At 72.5% G+C, this 24,459-nt stretch carries 26 protein-coding genes; 19 read left to right on the plus strand and 7 right to left on the minus strand.

Features of this window, described 5'->3' with window-relative positions:
• Positions 1–2: 2 nt before the first annotated feature.
• Positions 3–1,067, plus strand: a complete 1,065-nt coding sequence (locus FB471_RS23360; RefSeq protein WP_246076743.1) for a potassium channel family protein — start codon at positions 3–5, stop codon at positions 1,065–1,067.
• Positions 1,068–1,112: 45 nt separating this feature from the next.
• A complete protein-coding gene (locus FB471_RS23365; RefSeq protein ID WP_246076537.1) occupies positions 1,113–1,583 on the plus strand; it encodes a hypothetical protein in 471 nt (156 codons plus the stop codon).
• A 34-nt stretch (positions 1,584–1,617) separates the two neighbouring features.
• On the opposite strand, the gene FB471_RS23370 is transcribed toward FB471_RS23365, so the two are convergent.
• Positions 1,618–2,649, minus strand: a complete 1,032-nt coding sequence (locus FB471_RS23370) for a neutral zinc metallopeptidase (RefSeq protein WP_246076538.1) — start codon at positions 2,647–2,649, stop codon at positions 1,618–1,620.
• A gap of 552 nt (positions 2,650–3,201) precedes the next feature.
• Between FB471_RS23370 and FB471_RS23375 the strand changes: the two genes are divergently transcribed.
• The 5 genes from FB471_RS23375 to FB471_RS23395 are packed head-to-tail and all read left to right on the plus strand — an operon-like array spanning position 3,202 to position 8,226.
• Positions 3,202–4,233, plus strand: a complete 1,032-nt coding sequence (locus tag FB471_RS23375; RefSeq protein WP_142000528.1) for a DUF7847 domain-containing protein — start codon at positions 3,202–3,204, stop codon at positions 4,231–4,233.
• Positions 4,230–4,850 carry a DUF4129 domain-containing protein gene (locus tag FB471_RS23380; RefSeq protein WP_142000529.1) on the plus strand — a complete coding sequence of 207 codons (621 nt, stop codon included), beginning with the start codon at positions 4,230–4,232 and terminating at the stop codon, positions 4,848–4,850. Before FB471_RS23375 ends, FB471_RS23380 begins: the two co-directional genes overlap by 4 nt.
• Positions 4,847–5,971: a DUF4350 domain-containing protein gene (locus FB471_RS23385; protein ID WP_142000530.1), complete on the plus strand. Its 1,125-nt coding sequence runs from the start codon at positions 4,847–4,849 to the stop codon at positions 5,969–5,971. The genes FB471_RS23380 and FB471_RS23385 overlap by 4 nt, the downstream gene beginning before the upstream one ends.
• Complete coding sequence (locus FB471_RS23390) at positions 5,964–6,926, plus strand: AAA family ATPase (protein WP_142000531.1); 963 nt, start codon at positions 5,964–5,966, stop codon at positions 6,924–6,926. The genes FB471_RS23385 and FB471_RS23390 overlap by 8 nt, the downstream gene beginning before the upstream one ends.
• 4 nt (positions 6,927–6,930) lie before the next feature.
• Positions 6,931–8,226, plus strand: a complete 1,296-nt coding sequence (locus FB471_RS23395; RefSeq protein ID WP_142000532.1) for a DUF58 domain-containing protein — start codon at positions 6,931–6,933, stop codon at positions 8,224–8,226.
• Positions 8,227–8,230: 4 nt separating this feature from the next.
• Here FB471_RS23395 and FB471_RS23400 read toward each other — a convergent pair whose 3' ends face one another.
• Entirely contained in the window at positions 8,231–8,419 is a 189-nt protein-coding gene (locus tag FB471_RS23400; RefSeq protein ID WP_142000533.1) for a DUF397 domain-containing protein, read from the minus strand.
• A complete protein-coding gene (locus FB471_RS23405; RefSeq protein ID WP_142000534.1) occupies positions 8,416–9,261 on the minus strand; it encodes a helix-turn-helix domain-containing protein in 846 nt (281 codons plus the stop codon). Before FB471_RS23405 ends, FB471_RS23400 begins: the two co-directional genes overlap by 4 nt.
• Positions 9,262–9,401: 140 nt before the next feature.
• On the opposite strand from FB471_RS23405, the gene FB471_RS23410 reads away from it, so the two are divergent.
• The 6 genes from FB471_RS23410 (at position 9,402) to FB471_RS23435 (ending at position 13,131) form a co-directional block, all read left to right on the plus strand.
• Positions 9,402–9,623, plus strand: a complete 222-nt coding sequence (locus FB471_RS23410) for a hypothetical protein (RefSeq protein WP_342779462.1) — start codon at positions 9,402–9,404, stop codon at positions 9,621–9,623.
• On the plus strand, positions 9,620–9,805 hold the full coding sequence (locus FB471_RS23415; protein ID WP_142000535.1) for a hypothetical protein: 186 nt from the start codon (positions 9,620–9,622) through the stop codon (positions 9,803–9,805). The genes FB471_RS23410 and FB471_RS23415 overlap by 4 nt, the downstream gene beginning before the upstream one ends.
• A 193-nt stretch (positions 9,806–9,998) precedes the next feature.
• Positions 9,999–10,418, plus strand: a complete 420-nt coding sequence (locus tag FB471_RS23420) for a hypothetical protein (protein ID WP_142000536.1) — start codon at positions 9,999–10,001, stop codon at positions 10,416–10,418.
• Positions 10,418–11,056: a DUF3558 domain-containing protein gene (locus FB471_RS23425; RefSeq protein WP_142000537.1), complete on the plus strand. Its 639-nt coding sequence runs from the start codon at positions 10,418–10,420 to the stop codon at positions 11,054–11,056. The genes FB471_RS23420 and FB471_RS23425 overlap by 1 nt, the downstream gene beginning before the upstream one ends.
• The gene (locus tag FB471_RS23430) at positions 11,056–12,339 is read left to right on the plus strand and encodes a PPE domain-containing protein (RefSeq protein ID WP_142000538.1); all 1,284 of its coding nucleotides are present in this window, start codon (positions 11,056–11,058) and stop codon (positions 12,337–12,339) included. Before FB471_RS23425 ends, FB471_RS23430 begins: the two co-directional genes overlap by 1 nt.
• Positions 12,340–12,363: 24 nt before the next feature.
• Positions 12,364–13,131 (plus strand): ESX secretion-associated protein EspG, encoded by a 768-nt coding sequence (locus FB471_RS23435; RefSeq protein WP_142000539.1) that lies wholly within the window; start codon positions 12,364–12,366, stop codon positions 13,129–13,131.
• 80 nt (positions 13,132–13,211) lie between these two features.
• On the opposite strand, the gene FB471_RS23440 is transcribed toward FB471_RS23435, so the two are convergent.
• Positions 13,212–14,219 (minus strand): stage II sporulation protein M, encoded by a 1,008-nt coding sequence (locus FB471_RS23440; protein ID WP_142000540.1) that lies wholly within the window; start codon positions 14,217–14,219, stop codon positions 13,212–13,214.
• Positions 14,220–14,284: 65 nt separating this feature from the next.
• Here FB471_RS23440 and FB471_RS23445 point away from each other — a divergent pair, with 65 nt between their 5' ends.
• The 6 genes from FB471_RS23445 (at position 14,285) to nudC (ending at position 21,921) form a co-directional block, all read left to right on the plus strand.
• Positions 14,285–15,127 (plus strand): RDD family protein, encoded by an 843-nt coding sequence (locus tag FB471_RS23445; protein WP_142000541.1) that lies wholly within the window; start codon positions 14,285–14,287, stop codon positions 15,125–15,127.
• An 84-nt stretch (positions 15,128–15,211) separates the two neighbouring features.
• Entirely contained in the window at positions 15,212–16,891 is a 1,680-nt protein-coding gene (locus FB471_RS23450) for a DUF2207 family protein (RefSeq protein WP_170220902.1), read from the plus strand.
• A 4-nt stretch (positions 16,892–16,895) separates the two neighbouring features.
• Positions 16,896–18,230, plus strand: a complete 1,335-nt coding sequence (locus FB471_RS23455; protein WP_142000543.1) for a DUF2207 domain-containing protein — start codon at positions 16,896–16,898, stop codon at positions 18,228–18,230.
• A 9-nt stretch (positions 18,231–18,239) separates the two neighbouring features.
• Entirely contained in the window at positions 18,240–19,526 is a 1,287-nt protein-coding gene (locus FB471_RS23460) for a M16 family metallopeptidase (RefSeq protein WP_142000544.1), read from the plus strand.
• Complete coding sequence (locus FB471_RS35265; RefSeq protein ID WP_246076539.1) at positions 19,523–20,902, plus strand: M16 family metallopeptidase; 1,380 nt, start codon at positions 19,523–19,525, stop codon at positions 20,900–20,902. Before FB471_RS23460 ends, FB471_RS35265 begins: the two co-directional genes overlap by 4 nt.
• Positions 20,899–21,921 (plus strand): NAD(+) diphosphatase, encoded by a 1,023-nt coding sequence (gene nudC / locus FB471_RS35270; RefSeq protein ID WP_246076540.1) that lies wholly within the window; start codon positions 20,899–20,901, stop codon positions 21,919–21,921. Before FB471_RS35265 ends, nudC begins: the two co-directional genes overlap by 4 nt.
• 60 nt (positions 21,922–21,981) lie before the next feature.
• Here the strand turns inward: nudC and FB471_RS23470 are convergent, their stop codons facing one another.
• From FB471_RS23470 to FB471_RS23480, 3 genes are all read right to left on the minus strand, one after another.
• Positions 21,982–22,401 (minus strand): helix-turn-helix domain-containing protein, encoded by a 420-nt coding sequence (locus FB471_RS23470; RefSeq protein WP_246076744.1) that lies wholly within the window; start codon positions 22,399–22,401, stop codon positions 21,982–21,984.
• A gap of 154 nt (positions 22,402–22,555) precedes the next feature.
• Entirely contained in the window at positions 22,556–23,944 is a 1,389-nt protein-coding gene (locus FB471_RS23475) for a GntT/GntP/DsdX family permease (RefSeq protein ID WP_142000545.1), read from the minus strand.
• The gene (locus FB471_RS23480; RefSeq protein WP_142000546.1) at positions 23,941–24,438 is read right to left on the minus strand and encodes a gluconokinase; all 498 of its coding nucleotides are present in this window, start codon (positions 24,436–24,438) and stop codon (positions 23,941–23,943) included. Before FB471_RS23480 ends, FB471_RS23475 begins: the two co-directional genes overlap by 4 nt.
• Positions 24,439–24,459 lie beyond the last annotated feature (21 nt).

Raw genomic sequence — 24,459 nt, forward strand, 5'->3', positions numbered from 1 at the left:
ACCTGATCCGCGGCGACCTGGAGGCCGCGCAGCAGGACAGGGCGTCGGCGGACGTCGTGACCATGCCGCGCAACCTCGTCAGCCCGATCCGGGCGATCCTGCGCAGGCTCGCCTTCGCGCTGCTCGTCGTGGTGGCCGCGGCGATGGCGATCTTTCTCGACCGGGATGGCTACAGCGACACCCAGGGCAACGGGCTGTCCCTGCTCGACTGCTTCTACTACGCCACGGTGTCGCTGTCCACCACCGGTTACGGGGACATCGCCCCGAGCAGCCCCTCGGCGCGGCTGCTGACCACGGTGGTGATCACCCCGCTGCGGGTGCTGTTCCTGATCGTCCTGGTCGGCACCACACTGGAGGTGCTCACCGACCGCTCCCGGCAGGCGTTCCGGGTCCAGAAGTGGAGGTCAAAGGTGCGTGACCACGTGGTCGTCATCGGTTTCGGCACGAAGGGCCGAGCGGCCGTGAAGACCTTGATGGGCGACGAGGACGTCGAACCGAACCGCATTGTCGTGGTCGACACCGACCAGGACGCCCTCGACGCGGCGAGCGCGCGTGGCCTCGTCACCGTGCACGGCTCGGCCACCAGGGCCGATGTGCTGCGGGTCGCCGGGGTGCAGCGGGCGCGCGCGATCGTGGTGGCACCCAACCGGGACGACTCCGCGGTGCTGGTCACCCTCACGGCGCGGGAACTGGCCCCCAAGGCGCATATCGTGGCCTCGGTGCGCGAGGCGGAGAACGTCCACCTGCTCAAGCAGTCCGGCGCGAACCAGGTGGTGATCTCCAGCGAGACCGCGGGCCGGCTGCTCGGCATCGCCACCTCCACCCCGCGCGTGGTGGACATGGTGGAGGACCTGCTCACCCCGGAGACCGGCCTGGCCATCGCCGAGCGGCCGGTCGAGCCGTCCGAACACGGCGGGTCGCCCAGGCACCTGCCGGACACGGTGCTCGGGCTGGTCCGGGACGGCACCCTCCACCGGGTGGACTCGCCCCACGCGGACTCGATCGAGCCGGGTGACCGGCTGCTCTACGTGCGCAAGGTCACCCCGGTCGAGGAGGCGGGCGCCTGAAGCCGTCGCCTGGGCATCACCTTCGTCATCTGGAACGATTGCGGTGTGCGGCGGAGATCGAGTCAGCGTGGGCGGCAGACGCCGCTCGGATGGAACGTGCTGGCGGTCGCCGCGTTCGCCGGTGTGGTCGTGGTGTTCAGCGCCTGGTGGTTCGGCCCCGACCTGTTCGGCAGGCACGAGCCCGGGAACGAGCGCGTCGTACCCGCCACGGTGACCATGGGGGCCTCCTGCTCGGAACCGGACGCCGAGGAGACCGTTCGCTTCGAACTGGACGGTGAGACCCGTAACGGCACGCTCGGTGCCTGCGGGCACGACCGGGAGGACCAGGTGGAGATCGCCGTGCCCGTAGGGGCGGGCTCGGGCCTGATCGACGTGCGGATCGCCGCGACCACGCGGGGCAGCAGCGACCTGCGGCGTCCGGTCGGCCTCGGTCTGCTCGCGCTGAGCTGCGCGGGTGGCGGGATGTACGCGTTCCTGGTGGCCCGCGGCCCCCGCCAGCGCGCCGTCCTCATCTGATGGTCACGCGGGGCGCCGGAACGGGCCCGGCGGGTCACGAGACCTCGGAACCGGGGGCGGCGAAGGTGTTGCAGTCGACGATCCGGTTCTCCTTCGCGCCGGCCCGCCACCAGGCCGCGTAGTGCGCATTGCTGCCGTGATCGCGGGTGCCGGAGGTGTCGTCCCCCCTGGTCTCCTGGTCGACCCACGCCTTGTTGTACATCTCCCGGGTGATGGTCCCGCCGCGATCCACGTGCGCGCCGAGGAACATCCCGGAGAAGCACTGCGCCTGCAGCTCCTTGCGCCGGGCCATTTCCAAGCCGGCCGCGCTGTTCTGCCCCGCCTCGTAGATCTTCTCCCACGCGGCGTCCATCAACCCGGCCACTTCCTGCACGTGATGCCCGTACTCGTGGGCGAACAGCGCGAGGTAGACGCCGGGGCTGTTGCCGTACTGCTGGGTCTGCAGCCCGTCGAACGGGACGTACAGGTTGTTCTCGCAGTAGTAGGCGGCGGTCGCGATGCCCACCTGGATGTTGCCGCACTCGGTCTGGAAGCCGCCACCGGTGGGGAAGTGCAGATCCGGCGAGGTGAACGGCAGGTCGTACGCCTCGAGGAACGGCCCCCACGCCGCGTCGAGGCAGCGGCCCGCCGCGGTGAAGAACGACTTCGCCGTGGCCCGGTCACTCCGCCACGTGGGCAGGTCGCAGGCGCGGTTCTGCAGGCCGGCGTCCGGATCCTGCAGGATCGGGTGGTCGGCCAGCTTCAGGACCTTCCTCGGTCCGCTGCGGGTCGGCGCGCTCGAGCTCGGCTCCCGCGCGGTCGTGCTGCGCGCCGTGGTGCCGCTGCTCGTACTGCTGGGCGGCGGTGTGACGGTGGGCCGCGGGCCACCGGTCGCGGTGGGTATCCCGCCGTAGCCGGCGTCGGCCACGCGGTCGCCACCTCCGTCGATCAGTGAGATGGCCACCACCAGGCCGACCACCAGCACCCCCACGGCGCCGACGCAGGCGGCGATGACCGGCCCCTTCGCGCGCTTGGGCTGGGGGTACTGGTACCCGAATCCGGGTTGCTGTCCCTGCCACGGCGACATTCCCGGCTGCTGCTGACCGGGTGGCAGCGGCCGGGCGGCAGGCGGCGGGAGCGGGCCGGACGGCGGCCCGTGCTGAGCCGGAGGGACCGGCTCTCCCTCGGGCCGTCGGCCCTGGGGGTCCGGCGAGCCGTGGGGTGGCCACGGCCCCTGCGGCGGTTGCGTCATGTCCTTCCGATCGCTCGACTCCACCCGCCGTATCGCCTGTTTGATCCACGGCGCGGGCTCCTGCGCAGCATAACGAGCCTGCCGCCTTCCGTGGTCCACTCGGCGGGATTCCGTACGGGTCACGGCTTGGACAGCGCCGGTGTTTCACACTGGCCGATCCGGGTTAGCTCTGAGAGTCTGTTCCTGACCTGAAACCTTGCTGATCGAGGCGAGCGGAAGAACTCGCGTGGCGCAGCCCACGGGCGGCGAGGCCGGGTGCATGACCTGCGAAGTTGACTATTATGACCAGTCCGAGCCCGGTCGAGCCGACCGTGTCGCGAGTTTGGGAACAGGCTCTGCCACGCTTAGCTCCGCCATTTCGGAGACCACATAGGGGCGAGATTCTCGATGACAGACTCCGGCGGCTGGTCCCGCCCGGACCCGGACAAGGACCCGAACGACGTGCCGCCCGAGCAGGGGTTGCCGCACGCCCCACCCCCGCGGGGTGGTTGGGGCCAGGGGCAAGGGCACGGCAAGCCGGGCGTCATTCCGCTCCGGCCGCTCGGCCTCGGTGAGATCCTGGACGGCTCGATCACCACCATGCGCAGGCACCCGGCCCTGATGCTCGGCGCGGCGGCGGCCGTCGGTGCGGTCGTTCAGTTCATCAGCGTCCTGATCAGCTGGTCGTTGCTGCGCGACGCGCTGCAGTCCGACATACTGTTCAACCCCAACGCGCTGACCGAGGACGAGGTGATGTCCCTGCTCGGGCGCAGTGCCGCGAGCGCGGGGCTGAGCATCGCGGTGGCGCTGGTCGCGCAGACCTTCCTCACCGGCTTTCTCACCGTGGTGGTCGGCAGGGCCGTGCTCGGCAGGCAGGCCGGGCTACGCGACACCGTCGCCGAGGTGGTGCCGCGGCTGCTGCCGCTGCTCGGGCTGACGATCCTGTTCGGCCTGATCTCCTTCTCCGGGGTGCTCGTCGGCGGCGTGCTGTTCGCGCTCACCGGTGCGTCGGGGCTGCTGTTCCTGCTGGCGGGGATCCTGGCCAGCGTGTGGCTGTACGTGCGGTTCAGCCTGGCCACTCCCGCGCTGGTGCTGGAGCGCGGGCGGGTCATCCCTTCACTCGGCCGTTCCGCGTTGCTGGTGCGCGGCTCCTGGTGGCGGATCTTCGGCATCCTGCTGGTGGCCTACCTGATCGGCATGCTGATCTCGCTGGTGGTGGGGGTTCCCTTCGGGGCCGTCTCGGGCGCCTCGATCGGATTCGGGGACCTGTTGCTCACGGCGCTCGGCTCGACCATCGCCGGTGCGGTCACCTACCCGTTCACCGCCGGGGTGAACGCGCTGGTCTACATCGACCGCCGGATGCGGGTCGAGGGGATGGACATCGAGCTGGCGCGGGCGGCCAGCGAACCGCCGCCGGAAGGGCCCGCGCCGCAGTCGTGACCGTCCCCGTCGACATCGGCCGGGACGAGGCCAGGGAGGCGGCCAGGGCCGAGCTGGCCGACCCGGCCTACGCAGCGGCCCAACCCGGCCCGCTCGACCAGGCTTTCCGCTGGCTCGGCCGGCAGGTGACCGAGCTGTTCCGGCTGCTCAGCGACATGGCGCCGGGCGGAGCCGCCGGGCTGATCGTACTGGCCCTGCTGATCTTCGTGCTGATCGTCGCCATCCGGCTGCGGGTGGGCCCGATGCGCCGCGGAACCCGCGCCCCGGGCCCGGTTTTCGCGACCGGGCCGCGCTCCGCCGCCGAGTACCGCACCGCGGCCGAGCGTGCCGTCGCCGCCGGGCAGTGGGACGAGGCCGTTCGGGAGCGGTTCCGGGCACTGGTCCGCGGCCTCGAGGAGCGGGGCGTGCTGGACGAGCGTTCCGGGCGCACGGCCGACGAGGCGGCGTCGGTGGCGGGCGCCAGGCTCCCCGCCCTCGCGGAGGAACTGCGCGCGGCGGCGGTCCGCTTCGACGACGTGCACTACGGCGGGCGGAGCGCGACCGAGCGGGCCTACCGGACGCTCACCGCGCTGGAGGAACGGGTACGGGCGAGCAGGCCCGTGGTGGTGACACGATGAGCAGCGCGGTATCACCGGACGCGCGCGGGATCTGGCGGGCCGTCCGGGCGCCGCTGGCCACCGTCGGGATCATCGTCGCCGCGTCCCTGCTGCTGGTGCTGCTGCGCGGCGGTGACCCGGGCGCGCTCGACCCGCGCTCGGCTGAGGAAGGCGGTAGCCGGGCGCTGGCCACCCTGCTGGAACGGCAGGGGGTGCGCGTCGAGCGGGTCACCACCGCGGCGCGGGCGGGCGAGCTGCTGACCGGCGACGCGTCCCTGCTGGTCACCGAGCCGGACCTGGTGCGGCCGGAGCGCCTGCGCTCGCTCGGCACCCGGTCCCGGCGGCTCGTTCTGGTCGGCGCGCACGGCGAAGCGGTCAGTACGGTGGCCCCCGCGTTGACGGTGTCCGGGGAGGCGGATGCCGAGCCCAGGCGGCCCGGTTGCGCCCATCCCGACGCGGTGGCCGCCGGAACCGTCACCCTCGGTGGGGTCAGCTACCGGGGCTCCGGCACGGCCGAGCCGTGCTACGGCGAGGGTGAGTCCGGGGCGCTCGCCGAACGCGGCCGAGTCGCGCTGCTCGGCGGACCCACCCCGCTGACCAACGCCGCACTGGACGAGGAGGGCAACGCCGCGCTGGCCATGCGGCTGCTCGGGCGGCACGAGCGGCTGGTCTGGTACCTGCCCACGCCCGGCGACCCGGCGCTGCGGCCCGCGGAGGAATCGGTGTACGACCTCGCCCCGCCCGGGGTGCTGTTCGGCCTCGGCCAGGTGGCGGTGGCCGTGGTCCTGCTGGCGCTGTGGCGGGCACGCCGGCTCGGGCCGGTGGTGACCGAACCGCTGCCGGTCGTGGTGCGCGGCGCCGAGACCGTGGAAGGGACGGGACGGCTCTATCGCAAGGCGGGTGCGGCCGGGCACGCGGCGGACGTCCTGCGCGGGGCGGCGTTGCGGCGGCTGCGGCCCGCGCTCGGCCTTGCCGTGGACGCCGAACCGCGGGCGGTGAGCGTGGCGGTCGCGAGCCGGAGCGGGCGGGCCGAGGCCGAGGTGTCCGCGCTGCTGTACGGTCCGCCACCGTCCGGGGATGCCGAACTGGTGCGGCTCGCCGACGCACTGGACACAGTGGAGAGTGAGGTCATGAATGCCTGAGGGCGGATCCCAGGCGCGGGACGCGATGGTCGCGCTGCGGGCCGAGGTCGGCAAGGCCGTCGTCGGCAACGACGCCGCGGTGACCGGGCTGATCCTCGCGTTGCTGTGCCGGGGGCACGTGCTGATCGAGGGGGTGCCCGGGGTCGCGAAGACCCTGCTGGTGCGCTCCCTCGGTGCCGCGCTGGACCTGGACACCGCGCGGGTGCAGTTCACCCCGGACCTGATGCCGGGCGACGTCACCGGCTCGATCGTCTACGACTCGCACACCTCCGAGTTCACCTTCCGCGAGGGGCCGGTGTTCACCAACCTGCTGCTCGCCGACGAGGTCAACCGCACCCCGCCGAAGACCCAGTCGGCGCTGCTGGAGTCCATGGAGGAGCGGCAGGTCTCGATGGACGGCAGGAGCCGCCTGCTGCCCGACCCGTTCATCGTGGTCGCCACCCAGAACCCGGTGGAGTACGAGGGCACCTACCCGCTGCCGGAGGCGCAGCTCGACCGGTTCCTGCTGAAGCTGGTCATGCCCGCGCCCTCCAGGGAGGAGGAGGTCGGCATCCTGAGCAGGCACGCCGCCGGATTCGACCCGCGCGACCTCGGCGCGGCCGGGGTGCGGGCGGTCGCCGGGAACGCGCAGCTGGCCGCGGGCAGGGCGGAGGTCGCCACGGTGACCATCGGGCCCGAGGTGATCGGCTACGTGGTGGACCTGTGCCGGGCCACCCGCTCCGCGCCCTCGGTGCGGCTCGGTGTCTCCCCGCGGGGCGCGACGGCGCTGCTCGCCGCCTCCCGGGCCTGGGCCTGGCTCTCCGGCCGGGACTACGTGACGCCGGACGACGTCAAGGCGCTGGCGCGGCCCGCGCTGCGGCACCGGATCGGGCTGCGGCCGGAGGCCGAACTGGAGGGCGAGACCGCCGACGGCCTGCTGGAACGCGTACTCACCGCGGTAGCCGTCCCCCGGTGATCCGATGGCACTGACCGCACGCACCGGACTGCTCGCCCTGCTCGGCGCGCTCGTGGTGGGCCTGCTGCTGCCGTCCTGGACCGGGCTGCTGCTGGTGACCGGTGCGGTGCTGGTGACGGTCGGGGTGGACCTCGCGCTGGCCGGCCGGGTCCGGGACCTCGCGTTCAGCAGGTCCGGGGCGAGCTCGGTGCGGCTCGGCGAGCGGGTGGAGGTGTCCCTGCGGGTGACCAACGGTGGCCGCAGGACGGTGCGCGGGCCGCTGCGCGACTCCTGGCCGCCCAGCGCCGGGGCCGAGGAGGAACGGCACGCGATCGCGGTGCCGCCGGGTGAGGCCCGCACCGTGGTGACCGCGCTGCGCCCGAGCAGGCGCGGCGACCGCCCGGCCGCACTGGTCACCGTGCGCTCGCTCGGGCCGCTGCGGCTGGCCGCGCGGCAGGGCGCGCATACCGTGCCGTGGACGGTCCGCGCGCTGCCGCCGTTCCACAGCAGGCGGCACCTGCCGGGGCGGCTGGACAGGCTGCGCGAGCTGGACGGGCGCAACGCGGTGCTCACCAGGGGGCAGGGCACGGAGTTCGACTCCCTGCGCGAGTACGTGATCGGCGACGACGTGCGCTCGATCGACTGGCGTGCCACGGCCAGGGCTGCCGATGTGATGGTGCGTACCTGGCGGCCGGAGCGGGACCGGCACGTGCTGCTGGTGCTGGACACCGGGCGTACCGCGGCGGGCAGGGTCGGTGACGGGACCCGGCTGGACACGGCGATGGACGCGGCGCTGCTGCTGGCCGCGCTGGCCTCCCGGGCGGGGGACCGGGTGGACCTGCTGGCCTACGACCGGCGGGTGCGGGCGAGCGTGCAGGGGGTCGCGGCCCCGGGGCTGCTGCCCGCGCTGGTGAACGCGATGGCCCCGCTGGAACCGGAGCTGGTCGAGCCGGACGCGCGCGGGATGGTGGCCGAGGTGCTGCGCAGGGCGCGACGACGGTCGCTTGTCGTGCTGCTCACCGGGCTCGATCCGGCGCCGCTGGAGGAGGGCCTGCTGCCTGTGCTGCCTGCCCTGACCGCGCGGCACCGGCTGCTGCTGGCGGCCGTGGCCGACCCCAGGGTGACCGAGCTGGCGCGGGCACGCGGGGACGCCGAGGCGGTGTACGACGCGGCCGCCGCCGAGCGGGCACTCGCACACCGCGACCAGGTCAGCGCGCTGCTGCGGCGCCGGGGCACCGAGGTGGTGGACGCGCTGCCCGAGGACCTGCCGCCCGCCCTGGCCGACCGCTATCTGGCCCTGAAAGCCGCCGGGCGCCTCTGACGGGTCAGTGCTCGCGGCGGATGGTGTCGGTGAACGCCCGCCATCCGGCCGGCGGCAGGTAGAGCGCCCCGGCCTGGCGGTCCTTGGTGTCCCGCACGCCGACCACCGATCCCACCGCGACCTCGACACAACTGTTGGTGTTGGCGCTGCGGCTTGACTTGCGCCAGGTTCGGGGGACCCGCGGGGATGTCATGGTGCCGTCTCCAGTTCCTCGAGGGCCTCGGCGATGCGTCCACGCGCATCGGCCGGGCTCAGCGCTACCTCCAATAGTCTATCGACGGCGTGCTGGTAGGTAACTACGTCCAGGGGCTCGTGGAAGAACAGCGCGGAGCGCCGGTTCTCGATGTGCACGACCGGCGCCCGGTCGCCGAACTCCAGCAGTACGAACGGTCCATCCAACGCGGGATGCCAACCTGCCGAGTCAGGCACGACTCGGATGTCGACGTTGGTCCAACGCGATGCCTCCACCAGAGCGCGCAACTGGTCAGCCATGACAGCCCGGCCGCCGATATCGCGCCGGAGCACACCCTCCTCGATGAATGTGAGCAGAGTGGCGGGCTCGCGCCGCATGATTACATCCCGGCGGCCCAGCCGGATGGCGACTCTGGTGTCGATCTCGTCCTTCGGCACCTCGGCCGCGATCATGATCGCCCGCGCATAGCCTGAGGTCTGCAACAGTCCAGGCATCAGCAGGGATGCGACATCCACGATGCGGTCGGCGTCGCGTTCGAAGTCCAGCAGGGCGGTGAGCTGCCTGCGTTGTTCGGGGATGCCGCCCTCGACCCAGTGCCGTCCCTCGCTCTCCTGGGAGAGTTCGATCAGTTCCTCGCGGAGTTGGCTGGAGGCGCCGAGGGCAGCGAGTACGGTGGCCACATCGGTCGGCCGCGGCCCCCGGTCGCCCGCCTCCCACCGGTTGATCGTGGTGTGCGCGACGCCGATGGTGGCCGCGAGTTGGCGAGCGCTGAGCCCGGCCTCGTCCCGCGCCCGGCGCAGGGCGGCGCCCAGGGCGCGTGACTTCGGTGTGGAACCAACCATGTGCCGCAGCATACGCCGCGATATCACCGGAAAGTAATTCCCCGAAAAGGTGTATCAAGGGCCGTGCTGGTGTTTCCGATGATCGGTTGCTTCCCGGAATCAAGAATGGAACCAGGGGTGCACCAACCGAGGATCGGAGGGTGAGGCTCGTGCTGGAACGGGACCGGCAGCTGCTCGCGCGGGTAGCCACGGTGAACCGGAACCTGGGGCTCGTCGTGTGTGAGGTGATGTCCAGACAGGACGGTGGGGTGCTGCGTGCCGCGGACGTACGCACGCTCGGCGAGTATTTGCACGGGCTCGGATGCGATTTGCTCACCCGGGCCGAGGAAATCGACACCACGCACGATGGGGTGGCGCGGTGACCCTGGTGACCATCGGCGCCTGCCTGACCTCGGTGGCCGCCGGATTCTGGCTCGGGCTGAGTTTCACCGGCTGGGCGGGACCGGCCAGGCACAGGTTCCATGATCCGGAGGTGTCCGTGCAGGCGACGATCGAACGGGCGCTGGCCGGGCGGGACGAGTGCGAACGGTGGCCCGCGCGTTGAGGTTTCTGTGTTCGCGGGTGAACAATTGACGTGCAATCTGATGTAGTCGGTGCGGAAAATTGATTCCGCCATTTGGTGGTAGCGAGCCTTCTGTATGGATAAAGAACCGTGAAAACGGTCCCCCGGGCGGGAGGTTATGGGCTACTCTCGCACACCGGATGATTACGCCAAGTGATCATGGGGGGTGGCTACCGTGACCGGGCGGGACCCAGAGACGCAGCATACGCTGAACTGGCTCGCATCCGGAGTCGCTGCCGGTGCCGTCGCGGGCGGCATCGAGGGCAGCGCGGCGGGCGGCCCGGGGTTCGTGTTCACCCTGGAGCAACTGCGAGCCATCGCGGCCAGATGGGAACGCCTCGCCGAGCGGTTCCGGTGGGCGCAGCGCAACGCCGACATCATCGTGCGGGCTGAAGGCCCGGGGGCCGACTACGCCAGCCAGGACAACGCGGCGATGATCCGCGAATCCGGCGAGGCGTTGCTGGAAACGCTGAAAGCCCGGGAGGCATACTGCCTCGACCAGTGGGAGAAGACGCGGGCGGCGATGGACGCCTATGCGACGGCTGAGGACGAAGCCGCCGCCGAGGTGAACAAGCCCGCCGGGGGCAGATTCTGATGCGGCCCTGGCTCCCCTTCGTCCCGGTGATCCTGCTTTCGGTGGCCCTGGCGGCTTGTTCGGGTCCGGCTACGGGCAGGCCCGAGCCGGCGGCATCGCTGACCTCGGCCCCGGTGCCGGAATCGGCCACCGGCGAGCCCACCGAGCCCACCGAGCCGCGGAATGGCGCCCCTGCCGTCGACACGCCGCTGGATCTCAGCCACTTCCTGCGGTCACCCTGCGATGCCCTCACCAGCGCGCAGATCACCGACTACTTCGGCGCCGGGACCAGCGCGAAGCCGGACCTCGACACACCGGTCGGTCCCGAGTGCTCCTGGTCGAGTGACGATCTACATCGTGGCAGCGTGGCCGTGGTCTTCCCACATCTCAACCAGAGCCTGCCGGTGCTCTACGGGAAGCGGTCCACCTTCGCCTACTTCGAGGAACTGCCACCCGCGGATGGCTACCCCGCCGTCGCGACATCTTCGCTCGATCTGCGGCCGGAGGGTAGGTGCTCAGTGGTCGTCGGTGTCGGCGGGGAGGCCACGGTGGATCTCACCTTGAAACTGAGCAAGCCCCGGGTGGGGAAGCTTGATCCGTGCGAGGCCGGGCATGAGGCGGCCTCGGCGGTGATCGGGAACATCAAGGAGCGGAACTGATGACCGGGATTGGCGCGGGTGTCGGTCCGGCGCCGCTGTCGGCCGCGGAGATCTACGACCAGGTGCATGGCGGTCCCGGGCCGGACTGGCTGAGCGCGGCGCAGCAGGCGGCGCTGGAGCTGAGCAGGAAGCTGGAGCAGTGCGCGGACGAGGTGGCCGCGCTGGGTGGCGAGATTCAGGAAGGGTGGCAGGGCGAGGCCGGTTCGGCGGCGGCCAACGCGGCGGCCCCGCTGGCGGACGCGGCGCGGTTCGACGCCGACCACCTGCGGGTGGCCGATCAGGCGGTGAACGACCAGATCGGCGCGTTCGAGCGGGTGCGGACCAGCGTGGTCCCGGTGCCGCCGGACCCGCCGCCGTTCACGGTTGACGACGTGGTCGCGGTGATCGAGTCCGGCCAGGATGTGTACGGGCCGAAGCTCGCCCGGTGGCAGGCCGACAGCGACGCCAACGTGCAGGCGTTCTCCTCCTACCACGGCAGCAGCCTGGACAACGGCCACACCATGCCGTCCTCCTACGCGCCGCTGGCCGACTCCGGCGCGCCCGTGGCCGTGGCCGATGGCACCACCGGCGCCGGGGACGGCGGCGGCCCGAAGCCGCCCCGCCCGTCCACTGTGGAATCACCAGCGGGGGGTGGCGGGGTGGACCCGCCCCCGCTGGGTGAGCCCGGCAATCGCCCGGTCCAGTCCCCGCCACCGGTCCATGTGGGCGGTCCGGCCCCGTCGTCGCCGGCCCCGGACCAGCCCGCACGCGAGGTGACCCCGCAGCGCGCCGACGACGGTACCCGCGCGGCGGCCGCGACCACCTCGCCTCCCGCCGGTACACCGGGCGGCGGGGGCCACCCGTTCGGGCCGACCGGCACCCCGGTGAGCAACCTCAACGCCGATACCGGCGCGGGCGGCCCGCACCGGGGGTTCGGCCCTGACGGCACGGCGGGCCCGCCCGGCGGCGGTGGGTACCGCGGCAGCGGGCCCGGTGCCGGTGCGGCCCGCCCCGGCGCGGGCGGGGTACCCGGGGCGGGCCGGGTGACCGGCGGTGTGCCGCCGGTGAACGACAGCGTCAGCCGCACCGCTGGAACCGGCACCGCCGGTGCCGGGAGCCGTGGTGGTCCTGGTGGGGTGCCGGTGGGCGCGGCCGGGGCGGGCCGGGGCAAGGGCGCGGACGAGGACCGCAAGCGGCCGGAGTATCTGCGGGAGCCGGACCCGGAGGGCACCTACGGCGGTCTGGAGGGGAAGACGGTGCCGCCGGTGATCGGGCAGACCCGCGAACCCGAACAACCGCAGTAGCAACGCAGGGAGGGGACGGCAAGGGTGCTGCGGCGCACGATCGAACTGAGCCTGTCCGCGTTCCTGGTCGCCGGCACCAGCGCCGGGTTCGCCCGGCCGCACCTGATCTTCTCCGGTGGCGCGCACTACCTACCGCCGCGCTCCCGCGAACGCGCCGATCAGCAGGCATGGGAGGAGCTGGCGGGTCTCGGCCTCGCGTTCGGGCGCGAGCTGGCCGGCACCCTGGACGACGCGATACACGTGCTGTACCGGCCCGAGGTCGAGTACTGGGCGCATGTGAACACCGAAGGCGACCGGCATCACCTGCTGGTCGCCGCGCGCGGGCGGGAGGCGGTGGTGGCGTTCCAGCAGGATGGCACGGTATGGCTCAAGCCCGCGCGGGAACACGACCGCGCCAGGACGCTCGCCCGCAACCTTCCGAGCTGGCCCGCCGCCGAGTTCCTGGGGTTCTCGGTCCGCCGGGACGAGGTCACCCAACCGGGCGGCCAGCCGTACGAGCCACCCCCCGCGCGCAGCCAGGAGGCCCGCATCCTGGACGACGTGCTCCACCAGCCGAACCACGGGTTCGGCCAGCTCCACGTCGCCTCCAGCGACGGTGGTGGGCGGGTGCCGTCCACCACCCAGCTCACGTACCTGGACCTCGACGCGGGCCGGGTGGGGCTGGAACTCGGCCCGCCGGATCAGGTTCAGCACGTGACGGTCTTCCCCGGCACGCTCGTGGAGATCGCGGCCCGGCTGGGCCGCATCCGAGCCGCCCTGACCGAGCCACTGCCGGACCGCCATATGCCCTGAACGTGGCGTTTGTGACGTCAGATGTCTCAAAAGTGCCGTTCGCGACGTTGAACGTCCGGAAAGCCACGTTCAGGCAGTTTTCAGGCGGTGGCGGGGGCGGTGTCGCCGGCGAAACGGGGGTCGAGGTCACCGGTCTCCCCGGCCAGCGCGGCCCGCCTGCCCAGCACGAACACGTACGCCAGGAACGCCGCCTCCGCCGTGACGCCGATCCCGATCCGGGCCCACCCCGGCAGGCCCGACGGCGTCACGAAGGCCTCGATCACCCCGGAGATCAGCAGCACGCAGGTCAGGCCGAGGGCGATGGCCACGACGGAACGTCCCTCCTGGGCGAGCGCGGCGGCCCGCCCGCGCCGGCCGGGGTCGATCACCGTCCAGCCCAGCCGCATCCCGGCCCCCGCGGCCACGAACACCGCGGTGAGCTCGAGCAGGCCGTGCGGGGTGATCAGGCCGAAGAACACGTCCAGCCTGCCCGCCTCGGCCATCAACCCGGCCGACACCCCGAGGTTGAGCGCGTTGAACCAGAGGATCACCAGTACCGGCACGCACAGCAGCACGCCCAGCAGCAGGCAGCCGGCCGCCACCCACGCGTTGTTCGTCCACACCTGCGCCGCGAACGCGGTCGCCGGACCGCTGGAGTAGTAGGACTCGAAGTCCCCGCCGGGCGCGGTGAGCCGCCGGACCTCCTCCGGGGCCGCGATGCTGGACCGGACCCGGGGGTCACCGGAGATCCACACCGCGAGCAGGGCCGACACCAGTGCGAAGGCCGCCGTGGTGGCCAGCCACCAGCGCCTGCCGCGGTACACGGCGGCGGGGAAGCGCCGGGAGAAGAACAGCCCGACCTCGCGCCACGCCGGGTTGTGCGTTCCGGTCACCGCCGAGCGGGCGCGCGCCACCAAGGTGGACAACCTGGCCAGCAACGCCGGATCCGGCGCCGCCGAGCGCACGATCGAAAGGTGCGTCGCGGCGCGCTGGTACAGCAGCACCAGCTCGTCGGCCTCCTCGCCGCGCAACCGGCCGGCGCGCCGCACGAGCTCGGCGAGCCGGTCCCATTCGGCCCCGTGCTCGGCGACGAACACATCAACGTCCACCAGAAACGTCCACCAGACACCACCCGAGAGGTCCGATACGTCCGCCCGAACCCTACAGTTGACCCGTGCCCCGACAGTCCGAGCTGATCACCGGCGACGCGGTCGTGCTCGACCTGCGGGTGGCGCGGTTGGCCAGCCGGTGCCTCGCCTTCTGCCTGGACGTGCTGCTCCAGGCGGCGCTGCTGCTCGGGGTGCTGCTACTGCTCAACTCCGTCGGCGGGGTGGACGGCACCCTGCTCACCGTGATCATGCTGGTCCTCGTCGTGCTCGTGGTGGTCGGGTACCCGACGATCGCCGAGACCCTCAGCAGGGGCCGCACGCTCGGCAAACTGGCCCTGGGGCTGCGCGTGGTGCGCGACGACGGCGGGCCGGTGCGGCTGCGGCACGCGCTCACCCGCGCCCTTGCCGCCTTCTTCGTCGACTTCTGGGCGCTCGGCCTGCTCGGTGCGGTCGCCTTCGTGGTGTCCTTCTGCTCGAAGGACGGCAAGCGGGTCGGCGACTTCCTCGCCGGCACCCTGGTGGTCAGGGAACGGGTGCCGGCGAGCGATGCGCCGGTCATCGCGATGCCGCCGCCACTGGCGGAGTGGGCCTCCCGGCTCGATCTCACCGGGCTGTCGGACGATCTCGCACTGGCGGCGCGGCAGTACCTCGGTCGTTACGGTGAGCTGAACGAGCAGGCCCGCCAGCAGCTCGGTGGCAGGCTGGCCGAGGACGTCGCGCGCGCCATCGGTGCCCCGATCCCGATGGACGCGCCACCGTGGGCCTACCTGTCCGCGGTACTGGCCGAGCGGCGCGCGCGGGAGCACGCCCGGCACTCCGGGTACCGGCCGTCCCCATACCAGCCGCCCGCCCAGGATTCCGGGGGCACACCGCCGGAGCCGCCCGGCCCGTTCGCACCGCCGGGCTGAGCGCCGCTCAGCGTCTGTCCGGATCGCCGGATGGTGACGCTCGGTCGCGGGGTGGAAGTAGCGACTGCGTTACAGTCCCCGGCCATGGCAGCCATCGCGGGGGGAATGGTCGGCATAGCGTTGCTGCTGGCCGGATCGGGCGTGACGCAGCGGGAATCGGCGCCGTCCGTGGACGTGGCGCTGAAGGTGGAACGGGACGGCGCGCTCGCGGTCACCGAGCGGGTCGTCGTGCCGCGGGGCGAGGTGACCAGGTCGGTGCCCTCGCGGGTACGGGCCGACGCGGGTGCGGACCCGCGCGAACGTGTCTTCACCGTCCAGGACGCGAGCGTGGCCGGGAACGGGCACGCCGAGGCCACCGAGGGCGGCCTCTCGATCAGCCTCGGTCCCGGCGAATCGACGGTGCGCTACGTGGTGCGGGGTGCGGTCGCCGACGCGCACGGCGAGCAGGAGGTTCGCTGGCGGATCGCCAGTGGGTGGAACACCGCGCTCGGAGCCGTGACGGCCTCCTTCGCCGCACCGGCACCGGAGATGTCGGTGACCGACTGTTTCGCGGGCCCACCCGGATCGGCACGCGCCTGCACCCTGGCCGGGGTGGACCACACCGGCGTCGTCCGGCTCGAACAGGACGGCCTCGCCACCGGCGATCGGCTCGAGCTCGTCGTCGGGCTGCCGCCGGGCACGGTCCCGGCCGACGCCCGCATCGACCCCGTGACCACCTTCGCCGGGGCGTTCGAACCCACCTGGATCAGCGGCATCGCCTTCGGCGCGCTCGCCCTGCTGCTGGCCGCGGGCGCCCTCGCACTGAGGCTGGCCCGCGGTCGGGACGCGTCCGCGCCGGTCGCCGACCCCGGCCCCGTCGGGGTGCTGCTGGCCGAGGGGGACCGGGCGGTGTTCGCGTCCCCGGACGGTGTGCTGCCCGGTCAGGTCGGCACCGTGGTCGACGAGTCGGTCGACCCGGTGGACATCGGTGCCACGGTGCTCGATCTCGCGGTGCGCAACTACCTGTGGATCACCGAGGTACCCGGTGCGGGCGGGACCGCGGACTGGCGATTCAGCAGGCGCAACAGGCCCAGCCCGGCCGACGAGAGCCTGCACGCCTTCGAGCTGGCCGTTCTGGACGCCCTGTTGCCGGCGGGAACGGACAGCACCACGCTGGGCGAGCTGTGGGTCGGCGGGCGCCTCGACGTGCTGCCGATCCGCGAGGCGATGTACCGGGACGTGGTGCGCCAGGGCTGGTTCAGCCCGCGCGCGCTGACCGGGCGCGGGGCGCTGACCTGGCTCGGCGCCGGGTTCGCGGTGGCCGGTACCGGCCTCACCTTCGTGCTCGCCTGCACGGTCGGGCACGCGCTCACCGGGGTCGCGGTGCTGCTGGCCGGGCTCGCGCTGACCGCGGGGTCGAGCCTGCTGCCGCGGCGTACCGGGCGTGGCCGCGCGCTCGCCGGGCAGCTCCGCGGCCTGCTGCGTTACCTGCACGAGGTGGACGTGCGCGACATCCCCGCACGCGACCGGGAACTGGTGTTCTCCCGCTCGTTGCCGTACGTGGTGGTGCTCGGCGAGACCGAGCGTTGGCTGCGCGCCTTCTGCGAGCTCGACCCGGAGGCGGAAGGGGCCTCCGGGGTGCACTGGTTCGGCGGCTTCGAGGGTGAACGGAACCTGCACCGCTTCGGCACCCACCTGCCACGGTTCCTGAACGCACTGGACGGGTTGCTCGCCGAGGCCGGCCACCTCCGCTCGTTGCGCACCGCCGTCCCGGCCGCGGGCTGAGCCGGTGTCGTCGGCGATACCGCTCGCCTGCGCGCTGCTCGCCGCGGGCCCTCTGCTCGGCACGGCACCCGCTCCGCCGCCGGACGCGCCGCCGCTGCCCACCCTCCCGCGCAGTGTCGAGGTCGAGCTGAAAGTGCACCGGGACGGCTCGCTCGCGGTCACCGAGGCGGTCTCGGTGCCCGCGGGGGAACGGATGCGACGGCAGGTGTCCCTGCGGCTCCCGCACGGCGACGCGCGGCAGCGGGTGCTCGGGGTGCGGGACGTCCGTATCGAGGGCAGTGGCTCGGCCGAGCTGACCGAAGAGCGGCTCGGTATCGACCTCGGCGGTGGCACCTCGATCGTCCGCTACACCGTGGACGGGGCGGTCACCGGCGGGGAGTTTCCGCGGGTGCACTGGCGCCCGGCGAGCGGCTGGGACACCGACCTCGAACTGGTCCGCGGGTCCTTCGCCGCGCCGCGCATCCCGGAGGCGCTGGACTGCGCCGCGGGTGCGCCGGGTGCGCCGCGGCCGTGCCTCGCGGCGCAGGTCGACCACGCCGGCCTGACCCGGTTCAGCCAGCGGCGGGTGCCCGCGGGGGAGCGGATCGAGCTCGCGGTGGACCTCCCGCCGCGAACCGTGCCGCCGAACGCCCGGATCGAGCCCGCGCCGACCCTGGCCGGCGCCTTCCTGCTCACCCCTCCGGTGGCGTGGGCGTGGGCCTTGTTCGGGGTGTTCCTGCTGGTTCTCGCGGTGTCGCTGGGGGTGCTCCGGCGCGCCGACGCGGCCGCCCGCACCGGTCCGGTGCCCGGCTCGGCGCCGCCCGCGGAGCTGCGCCCGGGGCAGGCCGGGGTGCTGGTCGAGGGCCGGGCGGACGCCGTGGACCTCGCCGTGACCCTGCTCGACCTTCGCGAGCGGGCCCCGGAGGATCTCCGGGGATTCGAGCGGCTGGCCGGGTCGGCCGGGCCCGAACTGCCCGAGTTCGGCTCCGCCGTGCGGGCGGACCTGGTGCGGCACCGCTACCTGCACGGCTCCCGCCCGGTGCGGGCCGGGTGGCGGATCGTCGGTTACGGGGTGTTTCTGACCGTCGTGCTCGCGCTCACCACCGGTCACGCCCAGCTAGGGTTGGTGCTCGCCGCGGCGGGTGCCGCCCTCGCCTGCTGGGGCCTGCTGCTGCCGCCGCGTACCCGCCGTGGTCGGGCCGCGGTGCGGGCGCTACGCGGCATCGATCCGGAGCGGGCGCCGCTGCCCTGGGCCGTCGCGCTCGGTCGGCCCGGCGAATCCGTCGAGGTCGCGCAGTTGATCGGGCGGCTGGCCCGCTCCGCCGGTAGGCGTGGGCGTGCACTGCCGCCGGCGTCGTAGGGTGGTCGCATGGCCGTACCCGAGTTAACCCGACTCACCCTCGACAACGGCCTGCGGGTCGTGCTCGCTCCGGACCGGACCGCCCCCGTGGTCGGCGTGAGCGTGCACTACGACGTGGGCTTTCGCTCCGAGCCGGAAGGACGCACCGGATTCGCTCACCTTTTCGAGCATCTCATGTTCCAGGGGAGCGAGAGCTTGGAGAAGCTCGCCCACTTCCGGCATGTGCAGGGCAGTGGCGGGATATTCAATGGCTCGACCCACCCGGACTACACCGACTACTTCCAGGTGCTGCCCTCCGGGGGGCTGGAGCGGGCCCTTTTCCTCGAGGCGGACCGCATGCGGGCGCCCAAGCTGACCAAGGAGAACCTGGCCAACCAGATCGACGTGGTCAAGGAGGAGATCCGGCTCAACGTGCTGAACCGGCCGTACGGCGGGTTCCCGTGGATCCTGCTGCCCCCGGTGCTGTACTCCACCTTTCCCAACGCGCACAACGGCTATGGCGACTTCACCGACCTCGAGCAGGCGTCCATCGACGACTGCGCAGCGTTCTTCGACACCTACTACGCGCCGGCGAACGCGGTGCTCACCGTGGCCGGTGACTTCGAGGTCGACCACGCCAGTCAGCTGATCGAGAAGCATTTCGGGGACGTGCCGTACCGGCCGGTGCCGCCGCGTCCCTCCTTCGGCGAGCCGCGCCCGAGCGAGGAACTGCGGGGCAGCCACAGCGATCCGCACGCCCCGCTGCCCGCGCTGGCCGTGGGGTACCGGATGCCGGATCCGGTCAACGAGGTGGACGGCTACCTCGCCAACCTGGTGCTGTCCGGGTTGCTCGCCGACGGTGACGGTTCCCGGCTGCAACAGCGGTTGGTGCACCGCGAGCCGCTGGTCACCGACATCAACGCGGGCGCGGGCCTGTTCGGCCCGTTCGAGGCGCGCGACCCGGACACGTTCTCGGTCACCGCGGTGTACCCGCACGAGGTGTCTCCCGAGCAGGTGCTGGGCGCGCTGGACGAGGAGTTGGAGACGCTGGCCACCACCCCACCCGCCGAGCAGGAGCTGGCCAAGATCACCGCGCGGTGGAGCGCGAACCTGCATGCCGAGCACGACCGCCTGATCAGCAGGACGCTCGCGCTCGGTTCCTTCGAGCTGTTGTACGGCGATCCGGCGCTGGTGTACGGCCTCGCCGACCGGATCGCCGCCGTGACCCCGTCCGATGTGGCCACGGCCGCGAAGGCGCTGCGCCCGGACGCCAGGGCCGTGCTCGTGGTCGAGCCGGCACAGGGAGGTGCCCAATGACGAGTGCGATGCATCGCAGCGCCGAGGAGATCGGCCGCACGGAGGTCGGGCCGCGGGAGGTGCCGCCGCTCGGCGAGCAGCGCGCCGCGGCCGACCTGGCCCATGTGGACACCGTGCTCGGCAACGGGCTGCGGCTGCTGGCCGTGCGCAAGGCCAATGTCCCGCTGGTGGAGTTCCGGCTCTCCATCCCGTTCGCGGGGGACGCCCCGATGCACCCGGCCACCGCCGAGGTGCTCGCGGAGAGCCTGCCGACCGGGACCCGCAGGCGGGACCGGATCGCGATCGACACCGAGTTGGCCCTGATCGGCGGCGAGCTGGCCACCATGGTGGACCCCGAACGGCTCGCGGTGAACGGCAGCGCGCTGGCAGGCGAACTGCCCACGTTGCTCGACGTGCTGGCCGACGTGCTCACCCAGGCGTCCTATGTGGACAACGAGGTGCGCAGGGAGTCGGCCAGGATCGGGGAACGGCTCGCGGTGGCCCGCACCCAGCCCAGGGTGATCGCGCGGGAGGCACTGCAGCGCCGCCGGTACGGCGACCATCCCTACACCCGCGAGGTGCCGCAGGCCGCCGATGTCGCCGAGGTCACCCCGGAGCGGGTGCGGGCGCTGCACGCGGCCGCGGTGCTGCCCCGGGGCTCGACCCTGGTGCTGGTGGGGGACATCGATCCGGACACCGTGACGGCCGACATCGAGCGGGCACTCGCCGACTGGCACTCGCCATCCGCCGCCGCGGTGCTGCCCGCGTTGCCGGAGCTGTCCGGCGGGGACGTGCTGCTGGTGCCGAGGCCGGGGGCGGTGCAGTCGCAGATCCGGCTCTCCGCGCAGGCGTTGCCGCGGACCGACTCCCGGTACGCCGCGCTGCAGCTGGCGAACCTCGCCTTCGGCGGGTACTTCTCCTCCCGGCTGGTGGAGAACATCCGCGAGGAGAAGGGGTACACCTACAGCGCGCATTCCGGGTTCGAGTTCACCGGGGACAACGCGACGGTGCAGGTGGACGCCGACACCGCGAGCGAGGTGACCGCGGCCGCCCTGCTGGAGACCCGCTACGAGCTGGGCAGGCTGGGCCTGGTCCCGCCGACCGCGGAGGAGGTGGAGACCGTGCGGCAGTACGCCATCGGCTCGCTGCTGATCGCCACCTCCTCGCAGTCCGGGCTGGCCAGCCAACTGTCCGCGCTGGCCTCGGTCGGCCTCGGGGTCGAGTGGCTCGCCGGGCATCCGGAACGGCTCGCCGCGGTCACCGCCGAGCAGGTCGCCGAGGCCGCGCTGGAGTTCTTCGCGCCGAAGCGGTTCACCGGTGTGGTGGTCGGCGACCCGGACACCCTCGAACCGAAGCTGTCCGCGCTCGGGAACGTCACCGTGGGGCGCGGAGCGTGACTGCCCAGCCGTTCCGGCTCGGCACCGTGCCGGCCCTGGCTCGGTCCACTGTGGACCGCCAGGAGTGGTTGCGTGCCGACCCGGAGCGGCTGCTGGCGCGCTGGTCGAGTGCCAGGGTGGTGCTGCTGGACGACACCGGGCGCACGCCGGTGCCGTTCGGGGAGACCACGCTGGCCACCCGCAAGGCGGCGGCCTACGGTGACCGGCCGCCGGAGGAGGCGATGTTCCTCGGCGAGTGGCAGGGCGTGGACCACTGGGGCATGCCCGGCACCCCCGATGGCGAGGTCGAGTCGGTGCCGATGCGCGGGAGCTGGGGCGTCGCGGACACCGCACCCGCCGCGGGCGGCGAGGTCTGGCTGGACCTGCGCGGGCACGGCGACCTCCTGGACGACACCTCGGCCGGGCTGTTCACCACTGCGCTCGCGTTGCGCAACTGGCATCGCAGGGCGCGGTTCTGCGCCCGCTGCGGTGGGCGGACCCGCCTGGTCCAGTACGGCTGGGCCGCGGTGTGCGACTCCTGCGAGCGGGAGGAGTACCCGCGTACCGATCCGGCGGTGATCTGCCTTGTGCACGACGATTCCGGGGTGAACGGCGAGCGGGTGCTGCTGGCGCGGCAGCCGAACTGGCCGCCGCACCGCTACTCGGTGCTCGCCGGGTTCGTGGAGGCCGGCGAGTCCCTCGAGGGGTGCGTCACCAGGGAGATCCGGGAGGAGGTCGGGGTCGAGGTTGCCGGCGTCCGATACCTCGGCAGCCAGCCCTGGCCCTTCCCGCGTTCGATCATGCTGGGCTTCGTGGCGAGGGCGGACCCCGCCGCGCCGCTGCTGCCGGCCGACGGCGAGATCGAGAGCGCGCTCTGGGCCACCAGGGAGGAACTGCGGGAGACCTTCGCGAACAGCCAGACCCGCAGCGGGAACGCCGTGCCGACCCCGATCGGTGGCGGAGCCGGCCGGATGCTGCTGCCCGGCAACTCGTCCATCGCCAGGGTCATGCTCGAAGCCTGGACCCTGGCGGAAGGCTGAACGGGCGCACGGGCGCGGTCACTTAGCCTGAATCCACCGACTGTGATTCAGGCTGAGAGGTCATTGTAGAATGAGGCGGTCGAGTCGGCGGAAAATTCTACCCCTTATGGGGTTTTGCTGTAGCGCGTCTGGGTTCTGTTTTTTCACGTCGTGGGTGTGGGTCTGTGTTCGGTGTGACAATTTATGCGATGCGGTGTAAAGCACGGCTCCGCGCCACGTGAGAAGAGAAGGAGGTGCGCGGTGATGGGTGGAGAAACGTCGGCTGTGTCGCGGATGGAGTTTGTGCACGGCTGTGGTGTTGGGTGCCGTGCTGCTGCCCTCGACAGGTACGCAGGCGGCCGCTGACACCGCTTCCGCTCCGAACGAGCCCTCCAGCCGGTCGGCCACAAACCGCGACCGCCACTTCGACACGGTGTTCCGCGAAACCCCGATGTCCGCAGCCGCCGCACCGATCGAGCCGCCTTCCGCGCAGCGCAACACGATCCGCGACCGCAACGCCAACGCCTGCGCGGTCTTCCGGCGGCGCGACCATCCACTCAGGACGCTAGCTCCTGGACGGTCAGGACAACGGGCTCACGCTTCGGGCTCGGCATCGCCACCCCCACAACTACCAACGAACTACTGAGTCACGACACTAGAGCAGCGTGCCCAGCGGGAGGATCAGGGCGATCGCGAGCACGGAGATCACCGTCTCCATCAGCGACCAGCTCTTGATCGTCTGCCCGACCGACAGCCCGAAGTACTCCTTCACCAGCCAGAAACCGGCGTCGTTGAGGTGGGAGAAGAACAGCGAACCGGCGCCGATGGCCAGCACGAGCAGCGCATTGTGCGTAGGGTCAAGGCCTGCGGCCAGCGGAGCCACGATCCCGGCCGCGGACACCGTCGCCACGGTGGCCGAACCGGTGGCCAGCCGGATGGCCACGGCGACCAGCCAGCCCAGCAGCAGCGGCGAGAAGTCCGCCCCGGTGGCCAGCCGGGTGATCACATCGCCGACCCCGGCGTCCACCAGGGTCTGCTTGAAACCGCCGCCCGCGCCGACGATCAGCAGGATCCCGGCGATCGGCGGCAGCGCCTCGGCGAGCGTGCCGGAGAGCTTGCCACGGCTGAACCCGGCCGCGCGGCCAAGGGTGACCATGCCGAGCAGCACCGCGGCCAGCAGCGCCACCAGCGGGTTGCCGACGAAGTCCAGCAGCCTGCGCGGGTGGCCGCCCTCAGCCAGCAGGATGTCGGCCAGCGCCTTGCCCATCATCAGCACCACCGGCAGCAGCACGGTGCACACGGTGGCCAGGAAGCTCGGTGCCCGGCGCTGCTCGGCGGTGGCCCGCTGGGACTCGGGACCGGCTTCGGGAACCAGGTGCGCGGGCGCGGTCGCGTCCGGGACCAGCCGGGCGGCGATCCTGCCGAACAGCGGGCCCGCCACGATCACCGTCGGGATGGCCACCAGCACACCCAGCGCGAGGATGATGCCGACGTTGGCGTCCAGCGCCCCGGCCGCGGCCAGCGGGCCCGGGTGCGGCGGTACCAGGCCGTGCAGCACGGAAAGGCCCGCCAGCGCCGGAATCCCGAGCAGCATCAGCGGCCGCCCGGTCCGCCGGGACACCAGCAGCACCACCGGGATGAGCATCACCAGCCCGATCTCGAAGAACATCGGCAGCCCGATCAGCGCGGCCACCAGCGCCATCGACCAGGGCAGCAGCCTGCGGCCGGACCGGGAGATGATGGTGTCCACGATCTGGTCGGCGCCGCCGGAGTCGGCGAGCAGCCTGCCCAGCATGGCGCCGAGCGCGATCAGCACCCCCACCGAGGCCACGGTGGAACCGACCCCGTCGGTGAAGCTGTCGATCAGGGTGTCCACCGGCATCCCGGCCACCAGCCCGAGCAGCCCCGAACTCAGGATCAGCGCCAGGAACGGGTGCAGCTTCAGCTTGGTGATCAGTACGACGATCAGCGCGATGGCCAGCAGGGTGGCCGCGATCAGCCGGGTGTCCTGCCCGGTCCACGTGGCGGCGGCGAGCGTGTTCACGGGGTGCCCTCGCTTTCCCTCCCGAGTGCGATACGCACGATGTCCTCCGGTGGTGTCGCGATGTCCGCGGTCAGCCCGGGCTCGTCCGGCCGCAGCGGTTCCAGGTCGGCGAGTTGGGAGTCCAGCAGGGACACCGGCATGAAATGACCGGAGCGGCCGGTCATCCGGCCGGCCAGCAGCTCCCGGTCCCCGTGCAGGTGCAGGAACCAGACCCCTGCGTCCACGCGCAACACGTCCCGGTAGGAGCGTTTGAGCGCCGAGCAGCTGACCACCCCGCCGGTCGCGGCATGTTCGCTGATCCAGCCCGCGATGGCCGACAGCCAGGGTGCGCGGTCGGCGTCGGTGAGCGGGGTGCCCGCGGACATCTTGGCGACGTTGGCCTCGGGGTGGAAGGAGTCGGCCTCGGCGTACTCGACGCCGAGCGCGGCCGCGAGCTCCGTGCCGACGGTGGTCTTGCCGGAGCCGGCCACGCCCATGACGACGATGACGCTCATGGGCGAAGTGAACCTCAAAAG

It is taken from the genome of Amycolatopsis cihanbeyliensis, from assembly GCF_006715045.1.
Classification (GTDB): domain Bacteria; phylum Actinomycetota; class Actinomycetes; order Mycobacteriales; family Pseudonocardiaceae; genus Amycolatopsis; species Amycolatopsis cihanbeyliensis.